The 22,926-nt window shown below is 36.9% G+C and carries 21 protein-coding genes; 9 read left to right on the forward strand and 12 right to left on the reverse strand.

Translation table 11 applies throughout. The features are described from left to right. Positions 1-856: Hint domain-containing protein (locus tag KCG35_RS18145; protein ID WP_215821218.1), on the forward strand; the 856-nt coding region annotated here is incomplete at its 5' end. 279 nt (positions 857-1,135) lie between these two features. Then, on the forward strand, positions 1,136-1,912 hold the full coding sequence (locus KCG35_RS18150; protein WP_215821219.1) for a hypothetical protein: 777 nt from the start codon (positions 1,136-1,138) through the stop codon (positions 1,910-1,912). 230 nt (positions 1,913-2,142) lie between these two features. Here the strand turns inward: KCG35_RS18150 and KCG35_RS18155 are convergent, their stop codons facing one another. The 5 genes from KCG35_RS18155 to KCG35_RS18175 all read right to left on the reverse strand — a co-directional run bounded on the left by KCG35_RS18155 (position 2,143) and on the right by KCG35_RS18175 (position 5,624). Then, positions 2,143-3,006 carry an alpha/beta fold hydrolase gene (locus KCG35_RS18155; protein WP_215821220.1) on the reverse strand — a complete coding sequence of 288 codons (864 nt, stop codon included), beginning with the start codon at positions 3,004-3,006 and terminating at the stop codon, positions 2,143-2,145. A gap of 190 nt (positions 3,007-3,196) precedes the next feature. Continuing rightward, positions 3,197-3,904, reverse strand: a complete 708-nt coding sequence (locus KCG35_RS18160; RefSeq protein ID WP_215821221.1) for an alpha/beta hydrolase — start codon at positions 3,902-3,904, stop codon at positions 3,197-3,199. Positions 3,905-3,947: 43 nt separating this feature from the next. Then, entirely contained in the window at positions 3,948-4,328 is a 381-nt protein-coding gene (locus tag KCG35_RS18165) for a nuclear transport factor 2 family protein (RefSeq protein ID WP_215821222.1), read from the reverse strand. 145 nt (positions 4,329-4,473) lie between these two features. Then, positions 4,474-4,896 carry a VOC family protein gene (locus KCG35_RS18170; protein WP_215821223.1) on the reverse strand — a complete coding sequence of 141 codons (423 nt, stop codon included), beginning with the start codon at positions 4,894-4,896 and terminating at the stop codon, positions 4,474-4,476. Between the two features lie 116 nt (positions 4,897-5,012). Next, the gene (locus tag KCG35_RS18175) at positions 5,013-5,624 is read right to left on the reverse strand and encodes a MarC family protein (protein ID WP_215821224.1); all 612 of its coding nucleotides are present in this window, start codon (positions 5,622-5,624) and stop codon (positions 5,013-5,015) included. 206 nt (positions 5,625-5,830) lie between these two features. Between KCG35_RS18175 and KCG35_RS18180 the strand changes: the two genes are divergently transcribed. Together KCG35_RS18180 and KCG35_RS18185 are read left to right on the forward strand one after the other, a co-directional pair. After that, entirely contained in the window at positions 5,831-6,208 is a 378-nt protein-coding gene (locus KCG35_RS18180; protein ID WP_230409244.1) for a helix-turn-helix domain-containing protein, read from the forward strand. A 367-nt stretch (positions 6,209-6,575) separates the two neighbouring features. Further along, positions 6,576-6,947, forward strand: coding sequence for a RidA family protein (locus KCG35_RS18185; RefSeq protein WP_230409245.1), 372 nt, complete (start codon positions 6,576-6,578; stop codon positions 6,945-6,947). A 91-nt stretch (positions 6,948-7,038) separates the two neighbouring features. Here KCG35_RS18185 and KCG35_RS18190 read toward each other — a convergent pair whose 3' ends face one another. After that, positions 7,039-7,917, reverse strand: coding sequence for a LysR substrate-binding domain-containing protein (locus KCG35_RS18190; RefSeq protein WP_215821225.1), 879 nt, complete (start codon positions 7,915-7,917; stop codon positions 7,039-7,041). Positions 7,918-8,063: 146 nt separating this feature from the next. Between KCG35_RS18190 and KCG35_RS18195 the strand changes: the two genes are divergently transcribed. Next, positions 8,064-9,047: a YeiH family protein gene (locus KCG35_RS18195; RefSeq protein WP_215821226.1), complete on the forward strand. Its 984-nt coding sequence runs from the start codon at positions 8,064-8,066 to the stop codon at positions 9,045-9,047. A 17-nt stretch (positions 9,048-9,064) separates the two neighbouring features. Here the strand turns inward: KCG35_RS18195 and KCG35_RS18200 are convergent, their stop codons facing one another. The 4 genes from KCG35_RS18200 to nirB form a co-directional block, all read right to left on the reverse strand. After that, positions 9,065-10,816, reverse strand: coding sequence for a bifunctional protein-serine/threonine kinase/phosphatase (locus KCG35_RS18200; protein WP_215821227.1), 1,752 nt, complete (start codon positions 10,814-10,816; stop codon positions 9,065-9,067). Next, a complete protein-coding gene (locus KCG35_RS18205; RefSeq protein ID WP_215821228.1) occupies positions 10,785-12,254 on the reverse strand; it encodes a NarK family nitrate/nitrite MFS transporter in 1,470 nt (489 codons plus the stop codon). The genes KCG35_RS18200 and KCG35_RS18205 overlap by 32 nt, the downstream gene beginning before the upstream one ends. A 201-nt stretch (positions 12,255-12,455) precedes the next feature. Next, positions 12,456-12,854, reverse strand: coding sequence for a nitrite reductase small subunit NirD (nirD, locus tag KCG35_RS18210; RefSeq protein ID WP_230409246.1), 399 nt, complete (start codon positions 12,852-12,854; stop codon positions 12,456-12,458). A gap of 10 nt (positions 12,855-12,864) precedes the next feature. Next, positions 12,865-15,372, reverse strand: coding sequence for a nitrite reductase large subunit NirB (gene nirB, locus KCG35_RS18215; RefSeq protein ID WP_215821229.1), 2,508 nt, complete (start codon positions 15,370-15,372; stop codon positions 12,865-12,867). Between the two features lie 414 nt (positions 15,373-15,786). Here nirB and KCG35_RS18220 point away from each other — a divergent pair, with 414 nt between their 5' ends. Then, positions 15,787-18,471, forward strand: coding sequence for a molybdopterin-dependent oxidoreductase (locus KCG35_RS18220; protein ID WP_309227448.1), 2,685 nt, complete (start codon positions 15,787-15,789; stop codon positions 18,469-18,471). A gap of 115 nt (positions 18,472-18,586) precedes the next feature. Here the strand turns inward: KCG35_RS18220 and KCG35_RS18225 are convergent, their stop codons facing one another. After that, positions 18,587-18,859, reverse strand: coding sequence for a DUF3175 domain-containing protein (locus KCG35_RS18225; protein WP_215821230.1), 273 nt, complete (start codon positions 18,857-18,859; stop codon positions 18,587-18,589). A gap of 534 nt (positions 18,860-19,393) precedes the next feature. On the opposite strand from KCG35_RS18225, the gene KCG35_RS18230 reads away from it, so the two are divergent. Further along, the gene (locus tag KCG35_RS18230) at positions 19,394-20,155 is read left to right on the forward strand and encodes a hypothetical protein (RefSeq protein ID WP_215821231.1); all 762 of its coding nucleotides are present in this window, start codon (positions 19,394-19,396) and stop codon (positions 20,153-20,155) included. 262 nt (positions 20,156-20,417) lie between these two features. Further along, a complete protein-coding gene (locus KCG35_RS18235) occupies positions 20,418-20,798 on the forward strand; it encodes a hypothetical protein (RefSeq protein WP_215821232.1) in 381 nt (126 codons plus the stop codon). 16 nt (positions 20,799-20,814) lie between these two features. Here KCG35_RS18235 and KCG35_RS18240 read toward each other — a convergent pair whose 3' ends face one another. Beyond that, positions 20,815-21,681 (reverse strand): transporter substrate-binding domain-containing protein, encoded by an 867-nt coding sequence (locus KCG35_RS18240; RefSeq protein ID WP_215821233.1) that lies wholly within the window; start codon positions 21,679-21,681, stop codon positions 20,815-20,817. A 344-nt stretch (positions 21,682-22,025) separates the two neighbouring features. Here KCG35_RS18240 and KCG35_RS18245 point away from each other — a divergent pair, with 344 nt between their 5' ends. Next, positions 22,026-22,670, forward strand: a complete 645-nt coding sequence (locus KCG35_RS18245) for a substrate-binding periplasmic protein (protein ID WP_215821234.1) — start codon at positions 22,026-22,028, stop codon at positions 22,668-22,670. Positions 22,671-22,926 lie beyond the last annotated feature (256 nt).

The following is a 22,926-nucleotide window of genomic DNA, read 5'->3' on the forward strand; positions in this document are numbered from 1 at the left end:
TATTTCTATTACTTTAGTAGGTGTTTCTATTCCTACTTTTGCCACAGACCCTATAAGATTTGAAAAGCGCTGTGAAGATGATAGCTTAAGCCCAAGTGCGGCATTTGGCCGAAATGATTGGGCACAAAAATGTAAATATATAAGTCATCGAACTTGGGACTTTAATGTTAATGATGATTATGGTAATCGTCGAGGACGCCCCTTTTATCCAAGTTTTTATGAGCCTAATAACTTTGATCATTGGTTTAAAGCACCTACCACAAAATCTGCAAACTGTGGTAGAGGTGCTGGTGATAAGCATACCAAAATACTCACTTGTTTATCATCTTGTTATACTCCTGATCAAAAATTATTATTCCCTGAAGGTGAGCTTACTATCTATGATGCCTTTAGCCGTCAAGTTAAAAAAATCGTTACACTTGATGATGCAGCAAGTTTAAATAATTTACAATATACAACACGTCCAGTTAATGCATACAGTGAATCTGTTCGAGATGTATTACATGAAATTCTGGTAATCAAAACTCAAAATGGTGGTCAACTTAAAGTTACGCCTAACCATCCACTTTTGGTTTCTTCTGGTCATATGAGAAATGCCGAGAATTTGAAAGTTGGTGATTCACTTATTTCACAAAATGGTACTTTTGATTCTATTGTATCCATTAAAAGTACTGAATTTTTCGGCAAGGTATATAATGTCAGACCTGATTCAAGTGGTGAAAATGGTGTAAGTCTGAATGGTCAAATCGTTATAGCTCAAGGCTTTTTAAGTGGTTCAATGTATTACCAAAACACAGGTGCTTACCATGTTAATCGTTTAGTGCTACGTGATAACTTACCCGAAGATTTACTCTAGTAGTTTACAAAAAATAATATCTTAACGTATCTTATATTTTTGGGTTATTTTATCCTAAAAGAGCATTAATCATCACACCTCGATCCAATAACCGATTATATTGGCTCTTAGTGATTAGTCGTTTAGTTGTCTTCTAAAAATTAGGCTTTGGATATTATTATAGATATTGCTGTTAAAATTATTTGCGAATAGAATTTATGGACAACTTTATTTAGCACAGTTTTATTTTACTAAGTAAACTCATAAAATCTATTCGCCTTTTCTGTTACTGAGGTTTTTATGAAGAAGCTACCATTTGCTATAGTATTGATTGCAGCAAGCATAGGGGCAGTCATTTTTAGCTATTGGTTACCAAATCAATCACACTCAATAGTAACGGCTGTACCTGTTAATAGTATTATTAATAAGCATAAAGAAGAACATACACTAAAAGTAAGTGCTTCTAAAGACCACAAAATTGAAGTCCCTGTTCAAAAATCAGCTGCAGATAATAAAGAGCCACCTCAAAAAGAAGTAAAACCTTGGAGAAAACCATCGACACAATTTCAACCATTTATAGAGTTGATGAATAAACCTTTAGTCAGTGAAGAAGAAAGAGTGAGGTTGCAAGTTTTAATGAATGACTATGCGCTCTTAAATACCAGTCGAGAAATACTATTTCGGACTATTAAACATAATGAACTTGACCTTGTCCGTGAACGAGAGCGTTTAGATGCAGTATTGTATTTAACAACTATCCTTGTTGGTAAATATAACTCTTCACAACAAGAATTGGCGTCGGAACTAGTAATTGAAGTACTCAATAATAGGACTTATCAGGATACTTTATCAACAGATTTAAAAAAGTCATTGGTAGGTGACAAGGTAGAGTTAGGACTTGCATTAGCTGTGTTTCATCCTGAACGCTGGAGTCAATATAAGGAAAGTTATAACCTAGGAGAAAAACATCAAAAATTAGTTCGTTATATTGATGAATTAGCCAAACTAAAATCTGAGCAACTTAAAGATAATGCAGAAAGACTTGCAAATAGATTAAGGACAATCAGTAATTCATAGAGCTATATTTATTATTGTATATCATACATTTGTATTCTTTAAGATAACCTTTATCACTTCAACTGACACTATAGGATTCCTCTAAAAATAGTTTTTTTATAATGGCAAGAAAAAAATACTTTTTTAGAGGTAACCTATAATCATTTTGTATTCTCTGTACAACCTAATGAAGCCTTCAAAGGCCATCACTTTATCAAATATGTAGCACTATACATTTCCCCACACTATTCTTACCCGACAAACTCATTATCCTTACTTTGATCATTTAAAAAATCAAGAAGTGCTTTATTAAAAATTTCAGGTTGATCCATCAAAGATAAATGTCCTGCTTCTTGAATTCGATAAAATGTTGCATTTGGTATAATCCTAGCCGCTGTTTCACCATATTCGACTGAAAATAACTGATCATTTTCTCCCCAAATTATTAGCGTTTCACTCTTAATTTGCTGAAGTGATTCCTCAGGTATTGCAGACACAGCGGAACCCCGACCTTGTGTAAAAGCGTTTTTTCCCCCTTTCTGCTTTAATACCTCAATAGAGTAATAGCCATGATTTGGATCTCTTTTTTCAGGCTTGAATAATAGATAACGTGAAAAGAAACTATTTGCTAAACGAGACGGTGCACTATTCATCCAAAGCATTCCTAGAAAGGGCATAAATGAAGGTTTAGCCCCAAGCGCACCTGCATCAACTAAAACCAGCTTATCAACAAGATCTGGATAATCCAATGCAAACTGGAGTGCTATAGCTCCACCTTGCGATAATCCCACAATATGTGCCTTAGTTATTTTTAATGCTGACAAAAATCCTTTAAGCCACGCAGAAAAGTATGGTCGATCATATGCCCCACTGGGTTTGTCTGACTCACCATAACCCACTATATCAGGAGCAATCACGTGGAATTTTTCTGCAATGGCACTGATTGATGGATACCAAGTAACAGCTCCAGCCCCAGCACCATGTAATAATACTACAGGAAAACCTGCACCAGCAGATATGTATGACGTCATAACCGAGTTAGCAGCAACCCGACCTTGTTGTATTGGTGTTTCAATTTTTTCTATAAGCGCTTCTCGATAATTCAACGTATTCATTTTATCCTTTGCCTGCCATTTGGCTATGTCGGTGTTCTTTATTTAACTAGCAATAAACTTCAAAGTAATTCTATATACTACATCATACTAACTTTTAATACTTGACTAATTATGGGTATAACATTAGATACTTACAATACAACTTATTTCCCATCATACTTTTAGGGAAACAGCCTTAATACTTATCGAGCTACTTTTTTAATATCTCTTTTACCCACCGCCTAAAAAATATTAACTGCTCTTCAGTATGAAAAAAATGCTTTCCATCTTTTAAAACCGTCAAATTACAATTAAAGCGGTTAGAAAATGAAAATATAGTATAAAGTTCACACAACTCATCAGCAGAACCATATAAAATCGCTGTCGGGATATTCCAATTGATAATTGGATGTTCTTTTACATAACAGTAGTAATCCCAATAAAGCGTATGTCCAATAGGTGTAGAGATTTCTTGTTCAGATTGTAGTCTACCTTCAGTAATGCCAAACCACTTCATCATATTGTCAATGATACACTCCATATCAATAATAGGAGAAAGGAATAAACTTTGTTTCAATGCGTAATGATTATATGCCAAAAGACTAAAATATGCGCCTATACTACATGAAAATAAGCTTATATTCCCAGACCTAAGCTGAGCGTAACGCATAATGCTATTAAGGTCTTGGATACAGTTTTGTACTTTGCAAAGATAAGATTCATTTATACGATCACCATGCTCTGGCAAATCAAAACTTAGCACCTGATAACCTGCTTCAACGGCCTCTTCTGCAAATATAACAATTGCATTATCTGCTTTATTCGACTTATCCCCATGTACGGCTATAAATAGTTTTTCTGATACTTCACCCCATAAAATGGCAGGTATATTTCCAACTTTTAATTCTTTTCTTTTCACTGTAAACTACCCGCGGATTAAACTTGAGAACACTCTAGAAAGCTTATGTTTCATCCACTGTGCACGAATTCGCAGCAATAACCTGCCATTGATCATCCTCTCTTTTTTGCCAAACACGAGTAAAACGCAGCATTATATCAGATTGTTCACCAGCAATATCTCCTTGAATATGTGATAAAACTGAGACAACAGCAATACCATGGTGTAGTTTTATTAATTGTTCAGATTGACTTATTGCTTTGATTTTAATATGTCCAGACTTATGTGCTTTTAAGTCATCGTGTTTAGACATCACCTGTCCAAGGTGATTGGTAAAAATAAGGTCATCAGCAAGAAGTTGGTCAAGAATGTGTACATCAGAGTTAAGCATTGCTTGCTTAAGCTGATCTTCTAGTACCAAGATAAATTGGTTGTTTTTATCCATGTCATACCCTTTTATTTTGTACTGCTACCCTTTAACCATTTCACAGCTCAGCTCAATATAGACACAAGGTAGCACATTAAAAAATGTTGATTATAGCCAATCTTCTCATGCCTGGTGACTAGATCATGATTAAATCCTATTTTCACTATACGGCTCTTGTTGCCATAGAGTGATTTGGGCTAAGCTCTAATAAATCCCACAAGTTTCCGTAAAGATCCTCAAATACGGCGACTGTTCCATAATCTTGCTGTATTGGCTCTCGAATAAAGTTGATACCTTCTTTGACCATATTTTCATAATCACGCCAAAAATTATCTGTACTTAAAAATAAAAAAACACGCCCTCCAGCCTGGTTACCAATACACTTAAATTGTTCTGGTTTCGAAGCCTTAGCTAATAGCAATGTCATGCCTTGTGACCCTGGAGGAGAAACAACAACCCAACGTTTGTCTTGTTCAGGTTGATATGTGTCTTCTATTAGCTCAAATTTTAACTTGTTTACATAAAAATCTATGGCTTCATCGTACTCTTTGACAACTAATGCCACATGAATAAGCGCTTGCTTCATGTTGATCCTTATACACGACCGAAATATTGCCTATAGGGCACCTCTAATCGTATCAAGAAAATAAACAAAGACGCTATAGCATTAGTCATGAACTGACGAAATAGAGCGAATACAACTTAATACTTATCAATCCATGCTCTTATACCATTCATAACCATTTCAACTGCAACTGTACCTACATACAAAGCCGTAATCCGCCCAACTATTTCAATATAACGCTCAATTAATGTTTCTCGACGTACTTGCACATAATCGTGGAGTGTTTTAAGCAATACGACAATAGCCACAGATGCAAAGACCGCAACAAGTACGATTACGCATGCCAGAAAGGGGTCATGCCGTTTACCAATAATAACACTGGCACTGATCGTACCAGGCCCAATAAGAACAGGCATTGCAATCGCACCAGAAATATGAGCAGCTTCTCCTTGAAGGATTTCAATTGCAGTCGGTCCTTTAAAAACGAATTGTAACCCTATGATTATAAAAACGAGTCCGCCGAACATCTGAAAAGATGCAAATTCTGCATGAATAATTGTTGAAAATATGACATCACCTAATACAGCAAAACAACAAAAGACTATTCCTGCTATGATTCCTGCTCTTATCAATACTTGCCTGAACTGTGTCTGATCTAATTTTTTCATTGGACCTACTAGATAGACAATTAGTAGAAATGGATTCAGCAGTGCAAGCAACAACATCCCTGATTCAATAATATCCACCATTTTATTTTATACTCTATCCGTTGTGGTTTTCACGAAGTACCATAAGCGTATTGTAGTATAGACTGTATTTCCAGTTGACACGTTTGTTAACATCCGACACTAAGTTTCAGCCTTTCATGACCACTTGAGGCAATTTGTTCAAAAAAAGTACAGGTTAGTTAGGTAGTCTACAAAGCAAAAATTCATCAACACCCTATGAGAAAAGCATGATCGAACAGCTTGAAATACGCCACTTAAAAACGCTTGATGCTTTGTATAAATTCGGAAATATATCTTCTGCAGCAGAATACCTCAACGTTTCTCAGCAGGCTATCAGCTTTCAACTTAAAAAAATTAGAGTAATCCTGAATGATCGGCTATTCGTTAGAACGGGGCATGGAGTAACGCCTACACCTTATGCTAAATTAATTGAACTACATATTTATAAGGTACTCACTCATCTTAATAATATTCCACTTCCTGGTTCGATTATACCCAGTAAAATAGAAAAAACGCTGGTCAAGAAACTAAGAACATCAGCACCCAACGTAAAAATCATCGCCATAAATATTGAAAGTGTGAATTTAACAAAAAAAATGCATTAAGGTGAAATTGATCTGGCATTTACTTCAGAAGAGTATGTACCTACAGGTCTTATTTCTCAAACATTATTCACTGAAAAATACTGTTGTGTTTCTGCCAATAGAGACATCATTTTTGATGATTTTTCACCTGTTAATCAACTTGTTGAATGCGACTTTATTATTACATCGCCTGGAATAGGCAGCCCACCCTAACGCCAAAGGCGACCCATTTATGACATGGCTACTTGATGAAGTTAGTCACCTGTTCTCTGGAAAAATATAAAACTGCTTGTATCAGTTACAAGTTCCTCCTGATAGCCAAGTAGTATCTGTATCACTTACGCTAAAAAACAGTACAGAACTTAACGGCTTAATATGAAAGGTTTCTATGAATATTCAAAGGATAAATCCTAATACACTTTATGATGGCTCCCCTTTTGGTTTGTCTCAAGCGACCATTGATACTCTGAGTGGTCTAGTGTTTGTTTCAGGACAGGTGGACTGGGATACTGACTATGAGTTAAAAAATAGAACAATCGAAGCACAAGCTGAAAATGCATTGAAAAATCTAAGCATTGTATTATCTGCAGCTAACACATCAGTCGATAATATTCTGCAACTACGTGTGTACATTCGGGGCGAACACAGTGAACATTATGGGCAACATTGTGCCTATAATCACTCAGTACCTGGGGACATCCCGTCCAGCACTGACAGGAATAGGTATTGCGTCACTGGCCTCTCCCAGCACGTTGATTGAAATTGAAGCAGTGGCTAGGGTGAAGAACGCCGACAACAAACCCATTGTGTCCTAGTTATCCATGCGTAAAGTGTATCTACTAACAAGTAAATTATACTTTCGTCATTAACAGATACTGTATAAAAGCGCTGGCGGGTGGATTTAAGTGACTTGCTGCATGGGTCACTAAAGAAAAACGTCTAGATAACTCTAGAGGTGTTTTTAATACCGTCAGTTGCTTTGCTTGGATATCATCAGCAATCACCAACCTTGATAAACACCCTATACCTAAACCAGCTTTTACTGATTGTTTAATCGCTTCGTGCCTTGCCAGCTCTAATCCTAGCTTTACCTTGGCGCCAACTCGCCCTATTGCAGCTTCAAAAATGGCTCTTGTACCTGACCCAGGTTCTCTTAAAATCCACTGTTGCTGCTGTATTTCTTTTAACGATAGCTTGCCCTGTTGTGCTAGAGGGTGCTGAGGATGACAAAATACTTCTAGATTATCTTCACGCCAAGGCTGTACAGTCAATCGAGGATGAATAACCGGACCTTCAATTAATCCTATATGAATTTGCCCCTTGTCTACCATATCAATGACGTCATGTGTATTTGCAATTTTAAGATCTAACGTCACCTCATTATAAATAGCAATAAATGATGCAAATAATTTTGGCAATAAATATGATGCAATAGTTTCACTTGCGACCACTCTTAGTGTGCCTGCCATTTCTTTTTGATTTACAGTTTTTAACTTTTCGATAAGCGCTGAGATTTCTCGTACATTTGCTAAAGCATTAATACCAGAATCTGTAATCACTAACTCACGACCAACTCGACTGAACAAAGAGTAGCCTAGTGCTAACTCAAGTTCTTTTAATGCTTGGCTCGCCGCAGACTGACTAATGGCTTGTTCATTAGCGGCAGCAGTCAAACGGCCTAAACGGGCAATGGCTTCAAATAAACGAAGCTGTCTAAGAGAAATACTCATTATCACACCACCAGACACTTATTCGTACATCACACACTCTACATTACATATCATCGATTTTACTTATATATTATATAAAAAACATCCATTATTCTTATGCTTGATAAACTAATACACTGTTCACCTCTATTCCAGAGGTGCAGAAAGTGCAGACGATTATACTATTACCCTTGATCGCCATTAGCGCGATATTGTTAGCCCGTATCCCGCAAATCAGTGCATTAGGCTTAAGTCCTTTACCGCTGGCAATCTTTCTTGGGATTCTGCTGGGCCACCTATGCTCACATGACTCATCCTCCAAAGCTGCACCGTTTTTATCTTTCTGCCAAAAAAAATTATTAAAGCTAGGCATTGTACTGTTTGGATTTAGCTTGAGTATTCAACAAATCATCGCTGTTGGCTGGCAAGCCATATTTTTAGACATAATAATCATTATCACTATCTTTGGCATTGGTGCGTTTATCGGTATTCGGATACTAAAACTGCCCAGAGATGTTGCAATTCTTACTTCGGTTGGTAGTGCAATTTGTGGTGCTGCAGCTATTTTAGCCACAGAAGCAACGCTCAAAGCCAGACAACAACATGTCACCACCGCAATAGCTACTGTCATTCTTTTTGGTACACTGGCGATGATGAGTTATCCAATAATTTATCAATATGTTAGTTTTAATGAGCAAACATTTGGTATTTATATTGGCAGTACGGTACATGAAGTTGCTCAAGCGGTAGCGGCTGGTCAATCGATTAGTGCTGACACTATGCAGACTGCGGTCGTCGTTAAACTTATTCGTGTTATGTTGCTAGCACCTTTTATTTTAATTTTAAGTACACTATTAAGTCGAATCAATAAATCAACTCATGCTACTTCAACAACAATAACTATTCCATGGTTTGTTTTTTGGTTTATTTTAGCTGCCGGGATTAATTCTTATGCAGAATTACCAACAATAATAACTAACACATGCACCTTTTCCAGTCAGCTTCTATTAAGTATTGCTATGGCTGCTTTAGGTTTCCAAACTAATTATAACGCCATTAAATCTATAGGCATCAAACCTATTCTTCTTGCTTCAATTTTATTTGTATTGCTACTATTCGGAGGGTTTTACTTAAACCAGTGGCTACTCTAAAAAGGTGAAGAATGTTATTAATTCACAACCTGCACCACTAACAGAATAAACAAAATAGCCGATAATGCTTGCCAAAATAGAACAGGGTGACGCTCTATTAACGGTTGATCTTGGTATTGTGATATAAGTGACTGATTTGGTGTACACAAGTCAAAATAAAATGCAGAAAAAGATTGATAACGTTTATTTGGATAAGGAGATAAGGCTTTTTTTAACACTAAATCAAACCAAAGAGGAATATCAGGTCTTTTCTCTCTTATGGAATTATAATGCCAAGACTGGTAACTTTTTGGCCTATGGTAAGGAGATTTAACCACATTATATGGTAACTCACCTGCTAGTATTTCATAAATGATTGTCGCGAATGAAAATAAATCTGTCAGATGGCTATATTGGCACTCTAACAAATACTCTGGTGCAATATAATCAGTAGAGCCCAATGGAAATTGTTCAGCATTCATAAACTTTTGGTTGTTTACTTCTGCTAGTCCTTTTACGCCCATCGCCCCTAAGTCAATTATTTTTATTACTCCATTTTTGTCAAACATAATATTATCTGGTTTTAAATCCCTGTGAACCATACATAATCGCTGTAAGGCTCGTAAAGGCTTAATAAGCTGATTGGCTAACGTTCTAACTTGCTCAAGTGAAGGTTTTGGATTATCGTACATCCACTGTCGCAATGTTTGTCCTTCTACATATTCATATAATATGTATTGAAAATGACTGCTTTCAGGGTGAGGTAAGCCTTTTATTAAGTTTGGATGGTTTATCCGTTGGGCAAGCCACTGTTCACAAGCAAAATGTTCAAGATAATGCCCATCTTCAGAAAAATTAGGCGATGGGGCTTTTAAAATACACTTTTTATTATCTTTAAGTGATTTAACTAAGTATAAATGACTGCGAGAACTACTATGAATTACTTCTTGAATCTCATAACAGTCAATTTTCATACCTGGCTTCATTATGGGGGGAATGACTTGCTGCTGCAGTCTATATTGCGTTTCATTAAAATCTATAATCGGAAGCTGATCAACCTGTAATAATAAACAACTTACGTTGTCACCACTTCCCTGCGCTAACGCTAATTGCACAATATTCTTTGCTTGTATTTCTAAGTTATTTTCAATTTTATTGAAACATTGCATTAACAGCTGATCACTTATTACATCATGTACGCCATCTGTGGTGAGTACAAATATATCCCCTTGTTTAACCTCAACCTGTTGATAATCTACCTCTATATGCAATGCAGCTCCCATTGCTTTACTAAGATAACGCTGCTTACCTTGAGATAAACAATGGTCATTAGTCAACTGCTCTATACTTTGTTGACGAATGAGGTATAAACGGGAATCGCCTATATGAAATAAATAAGCCGTTGTTGATTTAATGACAACAGCAGTAAACGTGGTTAAAAAACTGCCTTTAACGGGTTGCTGTTGACTGTGCTGATATAACCAATAGTTTAATGCTGACAGCACTTTAACTGCAGCTGTTTTTACTGGCCAGCTATCAGGCGTACAATAATAATCTTCTATAAACTGAGTCACGGCCAATTGGCTTGCCAGCTGTGCTTTATCACTACAACTGACACCATCGGCTATACAACCTACAATTCCTTTATAATGTCGTTCATTTTTGACTGGGGTTAACGCTGCAAAAGCATCCTCATTTTGAGCTTTATTTCCAGCACAGCTAAAACCACCAACATTAACAACCAACGGTGTACTTTGTTCAAGCAACGTTAATGAACTCCACAGAGCCATCCTCATGTATTTCTGTTATTTGACCTGTAGGCTCATCCATCCATAGTAAAATAATAAATCCTACAAGAGCTGTACCAGAGATTACCATAAAAAATGTTGCATAATCGACAAAGGATAAAACAGTTAAATAGGTTACAGCACCAATATTGCCATAAGCACCTGTCATACCTGCAATTTGACCTGTTAGCCTTCGTTTAATTAAAGGAACTACTGCAAAAACAGCCCCTTCCCCCGACTGAACAAAAAACGAGCAAGTCATTGCAGCAACAACCGCTAACCATAGAGGCCAATGACTATTAACCATAGCCATTAGAAAATAACCTACCACCAGACCCGCTGTCAGCATTAATAGTACAGGCTTTCGTCCAAACCGATCACTTAACCAGCCACCACCAGGCCGAGACATTAAATTCATAAAAGCATAAGCTGATGCGAGCATTCCCGCGATTACTGGACTTAATTGAAAGGTTTCAGCAAAAAAGAGCGGTAACATGGAAATTACTGCCAATTCAGAACCAAACGTTGCAAAATAAAGTATATTTAAAATAGCAACTTGCTTGAATTTATATTGATGCAATGGAGATATGGGCTGAGAAAAAATGGTTTTATTGACTTTCCATGCTTTACGGCAATCGAGAAAGCAAAGAATAACAAGACCAACATACAAGCAAATACTTAGCTCAACTGATAAAATTTTAGCCGCTTCTGGTGAAAGCTTCCAAACCAGCAGTGCTAATGCAGCATATAATGGAACTTTCATCAACATCAGTAAAAACAAATCACCTTTGCTGGTTACTTCTATTGAACCTAGATGTTTTGGTTTAAAATAGGTCGAACCTTTAGGGGTATCTGTAACCTGACGATAAAATATAATACCAAACCCCAAACTGAATACGCCAGTTAACCCTACAGCATAACGCCAACCATCATCACCACCCAATAGTAATGCAAGTGTAGGCAATGTGAAAGCGGCAGCAGCAGAGCCAAAGTTACCCCAACCACCATAAATACCTTCCGCTGTCCCTAGCTCATTATACGGAAACCATTCACTAATCAACCGTATACCAATGACAAAACCAGCACCAATAAAGCCTATTAAAAACCGCGCTATAGCTGCTTGCATAAAATTGTCTGCAATAGCAAAAAGAAAGCAAGGCAACGAACAAAATACCAATAAATAGGCATATACTAAGCGTGGACCATAGCGATCAGTCAACATACCGACAACTATTCTCGCGGGAATTGTGAGTGCAACATTAATAATGAGTAATGTTTTAATTTCTGCAGCTGATATTTCCAGACTCTCAGCAATGGCCATTAATAGAGGCGCATGATTAAACCAAACAAAAAATGTGATAAAAAAAGCCACCCAGCTTAGGTGCAATATTTTCATTTTACCTGAAAAAGAAAATAGTTGAAAACGGTCTAAAGAAGACATATTTGTACCTTGACTCTATCAGCAATAAATAATCATAGCATCCCTAGCACTCAACTTATAACCATTTGGAAGCGTATATTATAAGAACACAGGATATACGGATATTTTTGTTATTGTGCTACCTATTACCAAGGATAGTGCACATAAAAATAAAAAAATTCGTGAAGGGTATAATATAAAAAATAATTAACGTAAAATTTATCATGGATATTTTTTTATCCATACAGCATTACTATAGACTCTAATAGCATATATATTTAAACAAACTTTTGGATTTTCTATACATATTCCTGTTTTTAAATTAAAATGTTGTTTAAACAATGGTGATGCAACGACCAATTGTTCATTAATAGTACCAATTATCCCTCGCGAAATAACATTAGCTTTACCTATAGGATCATAATTTGATACTGCATAAACTTTTTTTATTGTATTCACGTTAAATAGGGCAATTTGCTGATTTTGATAGGATACACAAATTCCAGAATTGGGTGGAATATCATTAAATTCACATAAATAACCCCATGTTTGGTGAGTTTTATTCAACAAACAGTCTGTCATATCATGGTCTATTAAACTTGTTGTTTGTAGTCTACTCATTATTTTTACCTTAATGTTCTATAGCCATGGGTTTTATTTGATCTCTTTCCGTTGAATAGATTAAATTTGAATCGGGCTGATCTGAATTAATAAAATGCCGAAAACGCTTTAGCCTTTCTGGGTTTTCTAAGGTAGTACGCCACTCACATTGGTAGTTTGCAATACAATCAACCATTTCTTGTTCTAATACATCGCAAATACCTAATTTGTCCTCAACCACTACACTGCGTAAATAATCAATACCACCTTCCATATTTTCCAGCCAAACTGAAGTACGTTGCAAGCGATCTGCCGTACGTATATAAAACATTAATATCCGGTCAATATAACAAATTAACGTTTGATTATCTAAATCACTCGCAAACAAAGTGGCATGGCGAGGTCGCATTCCACCGTTACCACCAACATACAAATTCCAACCCTTTTCAGTAGCAATCACGCCAATATCTTTCGATTGGGCCTCAGCACACTCTCGAGTACAACCAGACACTGCCATTTTTATTTTATGCGGCGAGCGTAACCCTTTATAACGATCCTCAATTGCTATAGCCATACTGGTACTGTCTTGCACACCATAACGACACCAGTTTGTACCTACACAAGACTTTACAGTGCGCATGGCTTTACCATAGGCATGCCCTGTTTCAAAACCGGCATCAATGAGTTGTTTCCATATCTCTGGTAACTGATGTAAAGCTGCACCAAATAAATCAATTCGTTGTCCACCAGTAATTTTAGTGTACAAATTAAACTGCTTAGCCACATTGCCAATGGCTATTAATTTATCTGGTGTAATTTCACCTCCAGGTATACGAGGTACCACAGAATAGCTACCATTTTTTTGTAAATTAGCAAGAAAAGCATCATTAGTATCTTGAAGACCCACATGCTCTTTTTTCAAAATATATTCATTCCAATAGGATGAAAGTATCGATGCAACCGTTGGCTTACAAATATCGCAACCTAAACCTTTCCCATACTTTTCAAGCAAACTATCAAATGTTTTAATTTTTTGAATACGAATAATATCAACCAATGCTTGTCTGGTATAACTGAAGTGTTCACATAAGTGATTATTAACAGTTATTCCCTGTTTCGTTAATTCACTATCCATCACTTGTTTAACTAAAGCGGAACAACCACCACAACCAGTGGAGGCTGATGTACTTGATTTAATCGCTGCCATATCGCAACAACCCTGCAGCACAGCTTGTTGGATATCACCTTTAGATACACTATAACAGGTGCAAAGTTGAGCACTTTCGGGTAAAGCATCAACCCCTAATACCGGAGCAGAATTTAAATCGTGTGAAGGAATGAGTAGCTGTTCTGGTGATTGAGGCAAATCAATACCATTAAGATATAACTGCAACAAATTACTATAATCTTCTGTATCACCTACGAGGATAGCTCCCAATAATTTCTTCCCACTGCCGGAAACCACCAACCGTTTATACACTTGCTCAGTTTCATCGCAAAAACTATAGCATTGCGCACCTGTCGTATGTCCATGTGCATCACCAATACTACCCACTTGCACGCCTAACAGTTTTAGCTTGGTGCTCATATCTGCACCCGAAAATTGTTCATTACCGCCAGTAATATGAGATACAGCAACTCTAGCCATTTGATAACCTGGTGCCACTAAACCAAAGATTTTTTTATTCCATAAAGCACATTCGCCAATAGCATAAATATTTGGGTCACTGGTTTGGCAAACATTATTAATGGCAATACCACCTCGCTCACCTATTTCAAGCGCACAACTACGCGCTAACTCATCATAAGGACGAATACCCGCAGAGAAAACAATCATATCTGTTTCTAAATGGCTACCGTCGGTAAACATCATTCGATAACGCGCATTTGTTCCTGTCGAGATATCTTTTGTACTTTTATCTATATGGATGGACACCCCAAGCGCTTCTATTTTACGCTTCAGTAAAGCACTACCACTTTCATCAAGTTGAATGGCCATCAATTGTGGTGCAAATTCCACCACATGAGTTTCTAACCCCAAGTTTTTTAAGGCATTCGCAGCTTCTAAGCCTAATAAACCACCACCGACCACTACACCTATTTTACTGAACTCTGCTGAGACTTTAATACGTTCTAAATCTTCTATGGTACGATAAACTAAACAATGCGGTTGATCATTACCCGCTATTGGTGGAACAAAGGGGTAAGAGCCTGTGGCTAATATGAGCTTATCATACACTTCACATAAACCACTGGTTGTATATACCCGTTTTTTATCTTTATCTATAGCAATTACTTTTTCGTTCAAAATAAAGTTAACGTTATTTTCTTTATAATAATTTTCATCAGTTAACATAAGCTTTTTTACAGGTGTACCTGAAAAAAAACTGCTTAATTGCACTCTATCATAAGCTAGTCTGGGCTCACTGGAAATCGTTGTCATAGTAAACTGACTTACACTAGGCTGAATAAGCATTTGCCTAATAAACTCATGCCCAACCATGCCATTACCAATAATTACAATTTTTTGCAGTTTCATTTTCTTCACCAGCTCGCCAGAAAATTTCAACAAAAACACATCGAGAGACTTACTTTAAATGTATCAGCCACTGCTTCGTTTATTAGTTGAGCAAAGTTAATGCCAGTATATTTTATATGAGTTAGATTCATTACAACCCACAGAATACCTAATCTGTTATTTATCTGCATTCATTGAAGAAACATTGATCAACGGTTCATTTATCACCAAAGTAGTGCATTGTGCGCTAAGACTATGCATAAAACTCAGCCAACACTATATATGCTACAAGATCCTGAAATGATAAAGCGCCTATGAGCGATTGTATATGCTGTAAAAAGTACTCATAAGTTAAACCTGGATTATTCCTTGCAAGCACATTACTAAATATCTTAAGAAGTGAAAGATATAGTTTAATTTAAGTGGATATATATTGTGGATAATCATTGGATTAAAACCACTTGTGCATTCTGTGGTGTAGGTTGTGGTATTGAAGCTCGAGTAAAGAATAATAAAGTGATTGTTAGAGGTGATAAACAGCACCCTGCTAACTTTGGACGCCTTTGTTCCAAAGGTATGGCCTTAGGCGAAACAGTTATTGAACAAGGACGTCTTCTTCAACCACAAATTGAAGGACAAACAACCCATTGGGACACAGCACTAACAACCATAGCTGATACTTTTCAGAATATTATCGACGAATATGGCCCTGAAGCCATTGCTTTCTATTTATCTGGGCAACTATTAACTGAAGATTATTATGTTGCAAACAAATTAATGAAAGGCTTTATTGGAAGCCCTAATATTGATACTAATTCACGACTATGTATGTCATCGAGTGTGGCTGGCCATAAGCGAGCCTTTGGTAGTGATACTGTTCCCGGTTGTTATGAAGACTTAGAAAAAGCAGAGCTTATCATAATAACAGGTTCTAACCTTGCTTGGTGCCACCCAGTCCTATACCAACGTATTTCAGCAGCAAAGCAACTAAATAACACATTAAAGGTTGTTTTAATAGATCCTCGCCGTACCTTTACCACCCAAATAGCTGATTTACATCTAGCGATTCAACCAGGCACTGATGTATTGCTATTCAATGGATTACTTCACTATTTAGAAAAAGTAAACAAGCTTAATTATGAGTTTATTAATAACCACACTGAAGGCTTCACAGCCGCTTTGCATGTTGCAACCACTGAAACCATTGACCATGAGCAGCTAGCAACAATACTTGGTGTATCACCCCATGTCTTGACTCAATTTTACCAATGGTTTGCTGAAATCGATAACGTTGTTACCCTCTATTCGCAAGGTATCAATCAGTCAAGTTGTGGCACAGATAAAGTCAATAGCATTATAAATTGCCATTTAGCTACCGGAAAAATAGGAAAGCCTGGTTGTGGTCCATTTTCACTCACTGGCCAACCAAACGCTATGGGTGGTCGCGAAGTAGGCGGTATGGCCAATACGTTAGCCGCTCATCTAGAGTTCAATAATCCACACCACCATGAATTACTCAGTCAGTTTTGGCAAACACAACGGCTGGTAAAACAACCTGGATTAAAAGCCATCGAATTATTTGATGCTATTGCTACAGGTAAAATAAAAGCGGTTTGGATTATGGCGACTAACCCTGTCGTTAGCTTACCCAATACGAAGTTAGTGGAAACGGCATTACAAGCCTGCCCATTTGTAGTGGTGTCCGATTGTATGATGGAAACAGATACCAATCAGTATGCCAATATACGACTACCAGCGGCTAGTTGGGGTGAAAAATCAGGTACTGTCACTAATTCAGAACGACGGATATCTCGCCAACGATCATTAAAAAAACCTTCAGGCGAAGCGAAACCAGACTGGTGGATTATTACAGAAGTAGCAAAAAAAATGGGATTTAACCAAGCCTTTAACTTCAAAAATGAAGTTGAAATTTTTAAAGAATATGCTCAACTCACTGCCTATAAAAATAATGGTAGTCGCGACCTAGATCTAAGTGCGTTTAAACATTTAACTGATGATGAATACAACAACTTAGCGCCCATACAATGGCCCGTTACTTTTTCTAATCAATTAACGCCTAATCAGTTAACAAAGAATAAACGATTTTTTGATGATGGCCAGTTTTATACACCCTCAAAAAAAGCACAGTTTATTGCTGTTCAGTTTAAGCCTCCAGCATCTAAGGTTAATACAAACTTCCCTTTTATACTCAATACGGGTCGAATTCGTGATCAGTGGCACACCATGACCCGGACATCCTTAGCACCAAGATTAAGCACACATATACCAGAACCCTTTATAAATATTCATCCTGTTGATGCTTACAAACAACAAATTATTAATTTTGAGCTAGCGAGGATAACCAGTTCGCAAGGAACGGTTATTGCTAGAGCTTGTATTTCAGAGGAAGTAAAACCAGGGCAAGTTTTTATGCCTATCCATTGGACACACGTTTTATCGAGTAATGGGCAAATAGGCAAACTCATCAATTCTCATGTTGATCCTCTATCAGGACAACCAGAATCAAAATTCACACCCGTGACCCTATCTCCTTGGAACTACCAATGTGAGGCTATTATTATTACAAAACAAAATATTCAAGTAGAAGAAAAATTTGAATATTGGGTTAAGCAAAATATTAAGAATGGGTATCTCTATCGAGTAGCGAGTCAACAATCCGTTAAAAAAATGCTTAACTTTTTATTAACTCAACTAAATACATTACAAAGCTGTTCCCGCCTAGAATTCTATGATAGTAGTGCGCAACAACATCGTTACAGTTTTATTCAAAACCAGCAACTTCAGGCCTGTTTCTTTATTGTACCTCGACTTAATCAAAACGACTTTACTTGGTTAAATGAGATATTGACAACCAACATTCACGTACATATACAACAGAGCCTGCTGTCAGGTAATGCAATAGATCAGTCAGCCCAAGGCAAAATAATCTGTGCTTGTAAACAAGTTGGTGATAAGACTATTTGTAATGCAATTAACAAGCATCATTTAGAAACTGTCAAAGCCGTGGGTTCAGTCACTCAAGCAGGTAGTGTATGTGGGTCATGTATCCCAGAAATAGAAACACTGTTAGCAACTAGTTCTCACAGCCAATCACTTTAAACGGTGTAATTCATTACTCCTGATAGGTCAGACCAGTCCTGCTAAAAACCCTTCGTTGAGGGTATAATCAATATCTTGAATAATAAGATATCGCATTAGCTTAAAAACACGTTTTCTATTTTCCATACAACTTACGCAACTCAATTTTTGCCTCTTCCAATACTTGTCGCTGCTCAGTATTAAGCTTTTTGCCCGCACGATTAATGTAAAAAACCAACATAGACATGGCGGAACGAAATGGTGTTCCTTTACGTTGCGTACTTTCATCTGCTGATTTTTTAAGCGACATCGCTATTCGTTTGGGGTCATCCCAGGTAAATACCCCTTCTTCAAGCACCAATGCATGACTTTCACGAGTTACCTTTGCGGACCATTTTTTATTCGCCACTAATATTTACCATTACAGTTGTTGACTTTAAATTTTATTCAAGACAACAATTTTCATAGATAGAATACTAATGTTTTTTGCCTATAAATTTATGTAAGTTAACTTCATGTTAGTTTATTGACAACTTTTAGTCGACTGTCAGTTACACTATATAGCCCAGAACAATTGCATATAAAAATAAGCAGAAGACCATCCCTGGTCTCTACTGCTCACGGTGGCCGCAAGGATGCGGCAACTATCTTGACAAACAGCGACCTCCAGGGAGGATTCACGGTGTATTCGAAGGACGTTATGCAGACGTTGGACATAGGTGCTTTAAAATGGCTTTTATAAAGGTAAAGTTATATTCGATTGCCTACTATATAGGCCCTTTGCGAATAATTTTTAAGCTTAGTTATAGTTACATATTTATTACATCCATTATAAGCAACGTTTTGTAAAAACATTCATTATAAATTAACATCCTTTTTTTATAAAGCCAGCTACTTTTCAAGTGATAAAATCCTTTCATTTATTACCACAAGGATGCGATAAATGAGTGATTACATTATTGGTGGATGGACTCAAGACTTAAAAAATCCACCTAACCCTCTTTTTTCCTACACAATGTATGGAATGATTACTAATTTAACATGGTTAACATCTGGCTCACCCACCACGGAACCACCTCCCAGCTGGTGCTGGAGTCCAAAAGAACATCATGCACCAAGCTGCAAAAATGGAAAGGTTTTATGGACATACGGTGGTGGCGGTGCAGGACCAAAAAATATGCCTGCCACCAGTAAAGACGTCAATCAAATCATTAGTGCGGCTAATATAAATGGCTGGCAAGGAGTTGATTTTGATGACGAAAGCCAAATGAATGTTAAAAACATCATCAGTACCATGCAAGATTTGGGTCAAGGCAAAAGCACGAGTTATACACTTCTTGCTGGATGGGATTATAATAACCCAGATAAAAGCTCAGAAGGTAAAATTATCAACGATAACGTCGCTGCACTTGCCAAAGCAAATGTATGTGACCGCTTCAACCTCATGTGTTATGCCGCTGCTATGTGGGATATGCCAACGATAAAAGCCAATGTGCCATCAGCTGTCGATAGAACCATTAAACTGGTTGGCGACTGCAAAAAAGTGGTATTGGCGCTAACACCTGCAGGCCTTAATAGTGAAAACCTGGACTTTTTCTTACAACAAGTCACTAGTAAGCATCTTGGTGGTTTATTTATTTGGGATTACACTGATCTTAGTAATTCTGATTTGAATACAATTACCTCTAGTTTAGATATCAAATAACATAGGTGTAATCTTCTGTGCCAGAAGACAGTGTTTTGTCTCTGGCATTTTCTGATTAATTATCCTCTATATTATTTTTTCCTTTATTACTGTGACAGTACAGTATTCATAGCCCTGTAAGTCACTGTCTAGCCCTTAAAGTATGCCTTATACGCTAAGTCCTTCGAACAGTATTTCCTTGCCCTCACAACCAAAAATCATTATTCTTAGAGAGGTTCTGCAAGCTATAAAAAGTATCAACTCAATGCACTCTCACGTTTAAATGAAAAACATAACAAACGTAAACTTTATTAGTGGGCACCTTGATCTCAGTGAAACTGAGTTCAATGTTCACTATCGTCCTGCTATAGATCAAGCTATTGCACAAAATGAAGCTTTCATCATGGGGGATGCTCATGGGGCTGACGTCCTTGCACAACAATATCTCCTTGATAAAACTGACGCTGTCACGATTTATCATATGCACACGACACCAAGAAATAACTTAGGTTTTAAAACTATTGGAAGTTTCAGCACTGATAGTGAGCGAGATAAACATATGACATTAGCTTCAACTCACGATATTGCTTGGGTTCGCCCAGGAAGAGAACATTCAGGCACCCAAAAAAATCTCAATCGACGTCAAAAATACAATACTAAATAATATCGATATGGAGATGTTATTCATTATCATCGAGAAATGAGCTACTATACCATAACTGTTTTTTATCTAACGGAGTATTCTCAGGTAACAACGGATTGATAAGATTAATTACCCTTCTTTTAGTTAGATTCGCGCGTTTAATCGCTTCCAAATAGAAATCATTAAATAGCCGATCAAGTTCGCCATTAACAATAGATTTATTCAATCCAACCAGAATCGCATTATATAATTTTTTATTTTTTCGGTTAACAAAATAGTAAACGGCTGCTGGATAACGAATCAGTAGATGAGCGTCTACTTGTAAATCTTTGTGACTTTCTAGCTCTGGCCATATTTCAATAACTGATCTTGGAAATGCATCAACTCGGTGAAATAAAACCATATCAAACATTGCTTGGTAATTTGAGGTACTCGTTACAGATAACTGATTAAATTTAAAAATATTGGTATCAGGCCAGTCATGTCCCTGAACGAAAGTAGCGTCAGTGAGTCCTAAAATTGATTTAACTGACGCGAATAGACTTTTATTTTGAGGGTGGATAATACATAGTCTCCAGCCAATCAGCCCTTTGTAAATAGGAATTTTAATGGGTAATAATATCTTTTCACGCTCTCGACTTGTCATCGTCCAAACAACATCTACACCATTATTATTTTGAATCATTCTCATTGCTTGCCCTTGGTGCAAATTTTCTACACTCGCTTTCAGGGCTATCAGTGCACCACTATTTTTGAGTGCTAATTCAAGTAATTGTACTGGATACTCATTACGCGGATCTGCCTTTAAGCTCAATTGTGCGTAAACAGCAATATTGGCAGCTAAACCATTTCCTGGCATTAAAAACCATAATATGAACATGGAAATAAGCTGCAGAAATTTCACCTCAAATATTCCTGAAAGTACCATAACCCACTAAGTATAGATGTGGTAGGCCAAATGGATATTTAAAAACTGTTTCTAATCCTGATAAGTTATGTTCCTTTATGTTGACCCACTGAACAATGAGGTCAAACATATTAAGTATGGATTCGCTAGTTATTATCTTTATTAAAGTATAATAGCTGATCAAACTAAGTTACCATTTAATGCTTCATTCAAAGTGTTTACGCTATATAGCACAACTGAAACATTACTTTCATGCTGTTTCAAAAAGAGCAGTCATTATTATTTTGCTTACACTTCTTCATTCTCACCTACACGCCGAAACGCTTATTCTCACATTAGCAATGAAAGAAAATGCTGAACCATTTTTCTCACAAGACCAAAAAGGTATTTTAAATCTACTATATAAAGAAGCGTTCAAACGTATTGGTAAAGAGGTCATAATACAATCCTTATATGCAAAAAGATCCCTTGTCAGAGCGAATGCTGGTGAAGCGGATGGAGACGCTCTAAGATTAAAAAACATTCATACTCTCTATCCAAACTTAATACGTGTTCCAGAACCCATTTGGGAAGTTCAACTTGCTGCCTTCACTAAAAGCCTCAATATTAAAATTAAGGGTTGGGGTTCGCTTAAAGGATATCGAATAGGCTATTTAAATGGCTGGGCATTTTTTGACCTTCATTTAAACCAGTTTAAGTACGTACATAAATCCGAGTATCTTTCATCATTATTATTGATGCTTGACCGTGATCGAATAGATATTCTTCTTCATAGTAAACTCATAACTCAGCTTTACATAAAAAAAAATGGGCTGACAAGCATCAAAATGCTTCAGCCTGTCCTAAAAAAACAGCCGGCCTACTTATATTTGCATAAAAAACATAAACAGCTTGTTCCTGCTTTAGCCATGGCATTTCACCGAATGAAAACGGATGGAAATTATGAGCAAGCTCAAAAAAAGATGGAGCAACTAATTCAAGACTAAAAAAAGCTTTAGTGATTACAGGACAATTGCATATAAAAATAAGCAGAAGACCATCCCTGGTCTCTACTGCTCACGGTACTCCCAGCAACTGCTTCACAACCCCATTCAAGCACTGCAAATCCACATTGTGCTATACCTCAACCATTAATAAATGAACACCTGTGGTATTTCGATGTATGCCAGAGGTAGACAAAGGCTGGATAATGCACATCGAACTGTTTATCAATAGCAAAATACTTGTCCAGTTTTCGGTTGC

This window comes from Zooshikella harenae (assembly GCF_018837975.1).
In the GTDB taxonomy this organism is placed as follows: Bacteria; Pseudomonadota; Gammaproteobacteria; order Pseudomonadales; family Zooshikellaceae; genus Zooshikella; species Zooshikella harenae.

What these genes read in the sequence shown, in the direction of transcription:
- KCG35_RS18150 (WP_215821219.1), top strand. Translation starts at nt 1,136, where the DNA reads ATGAAGAAGCTACCATTTGCTATAGTATTGATTGCAGCAAGCATAGGG.
- KCG35_RS18155 (WP_215821220.1), bottom strand. Translation starts at nt 3,006, where the DNA reads ATGAATACGTTGAATTATCGAGAAGCGCTTATAGAAAAAATTGAAACA.
- KCG35_RS18165 (WP_215821222.1), bottom strand. Translation starts at nt 4,328, where the DNA reads ATGGATAAAAACAACCAATTTATCTTGGTACTAGAAGATCAGCTTAAG.
- KCG35_RS18170 (WP_215821223.1), bottom strand. Translation starts at nt 4,896, where the DNA reads ATGAAGCAAGCGCTTATTCATGTGGCATTAGTTGTCAAAGAGTACGAT.
- KCG35_RS18175 (WP_215821224.1), bottom strand. Translation starts at nt 5,624, where the DNA reads ATGGTGGATATTATTGAATCAGGGATGTTGTTGCTTGCACTGCTGAAT.
- KCG35_RS18180 (WP_230409244.1), top strand. Translation starts at nt 5,831, where the DNA reads ATGATCGAACAGCTTGAAATACGCCACTTAAAAACGCTTGATGCTTTG.
- KCG35_RS18185 (WP_230409245.1), top strand. Translation starts at nt 6,576, where the DNA reads ATGAATATTCAAAGGATAAATCCTAATACACTTTATGATGGCTCCCCT.
- KCG35_RS18190 (WP_215821225.1), bottom strand. Translation starts at nt 7,917, where the DNA reads ATGAGTATTTCTCTTAGACAGCTTCGTTTATTTGAAGCCATTGCCCGT.
- KCG35_RS18200 (WP_215821227.1), bottom strand. Translation starts at nt 10,816, where the DNA reads ATGGCTCTGTGGAGTTCATTAACGTTGCTTGAACAAAGTACACCGTTG.
- KCG35_RS18205 (WP_215821228.1), bottom strand. Translation starts at nt 12,254, where the DNA reads ATGTCTTCTTTAGACCGTTTTCAACTATTTTCTTTTTCAGGTAAAATG.
- nirD (WP_230409246.1), bottom strand. Translation starts at nt 12,854, where the DNA reads ATGAGTAGACTACAAACAACAAGTTTAATAGACCATGATATGACAGAC.
- nirB (WP_215821229.1), bottom strand. Translation starts at nt 15,372, where the DNA reads ATGAAACTGCAAAAAATTGTAATTATTGGTAATGGCATGGTTGGGCAT.
- KCG35_RS18230 (WP_215821231.1), top strand. Translation starts at nt 19,394, where the DNA reads ATGAGTGATTACATTATTGGTGGATGGACTCAAGACTTAAAAAATCCA.
- KCG35_RS18235 (WP_215821232.1), top strand. Translation starts at nt 20,418, where the DNA reads ATGAAAAACATAACAAACGTAAACTTTATTAGTGGGCACCTTGATCTC.
- KCG35_RS18245 (WP_215821234.1), top strand. Translation starts at nt 22,026, where the DNA reads ATGAAAGAAAATGCTGAACCATTTTTCTCACAAGACCAAAAAGGTATT.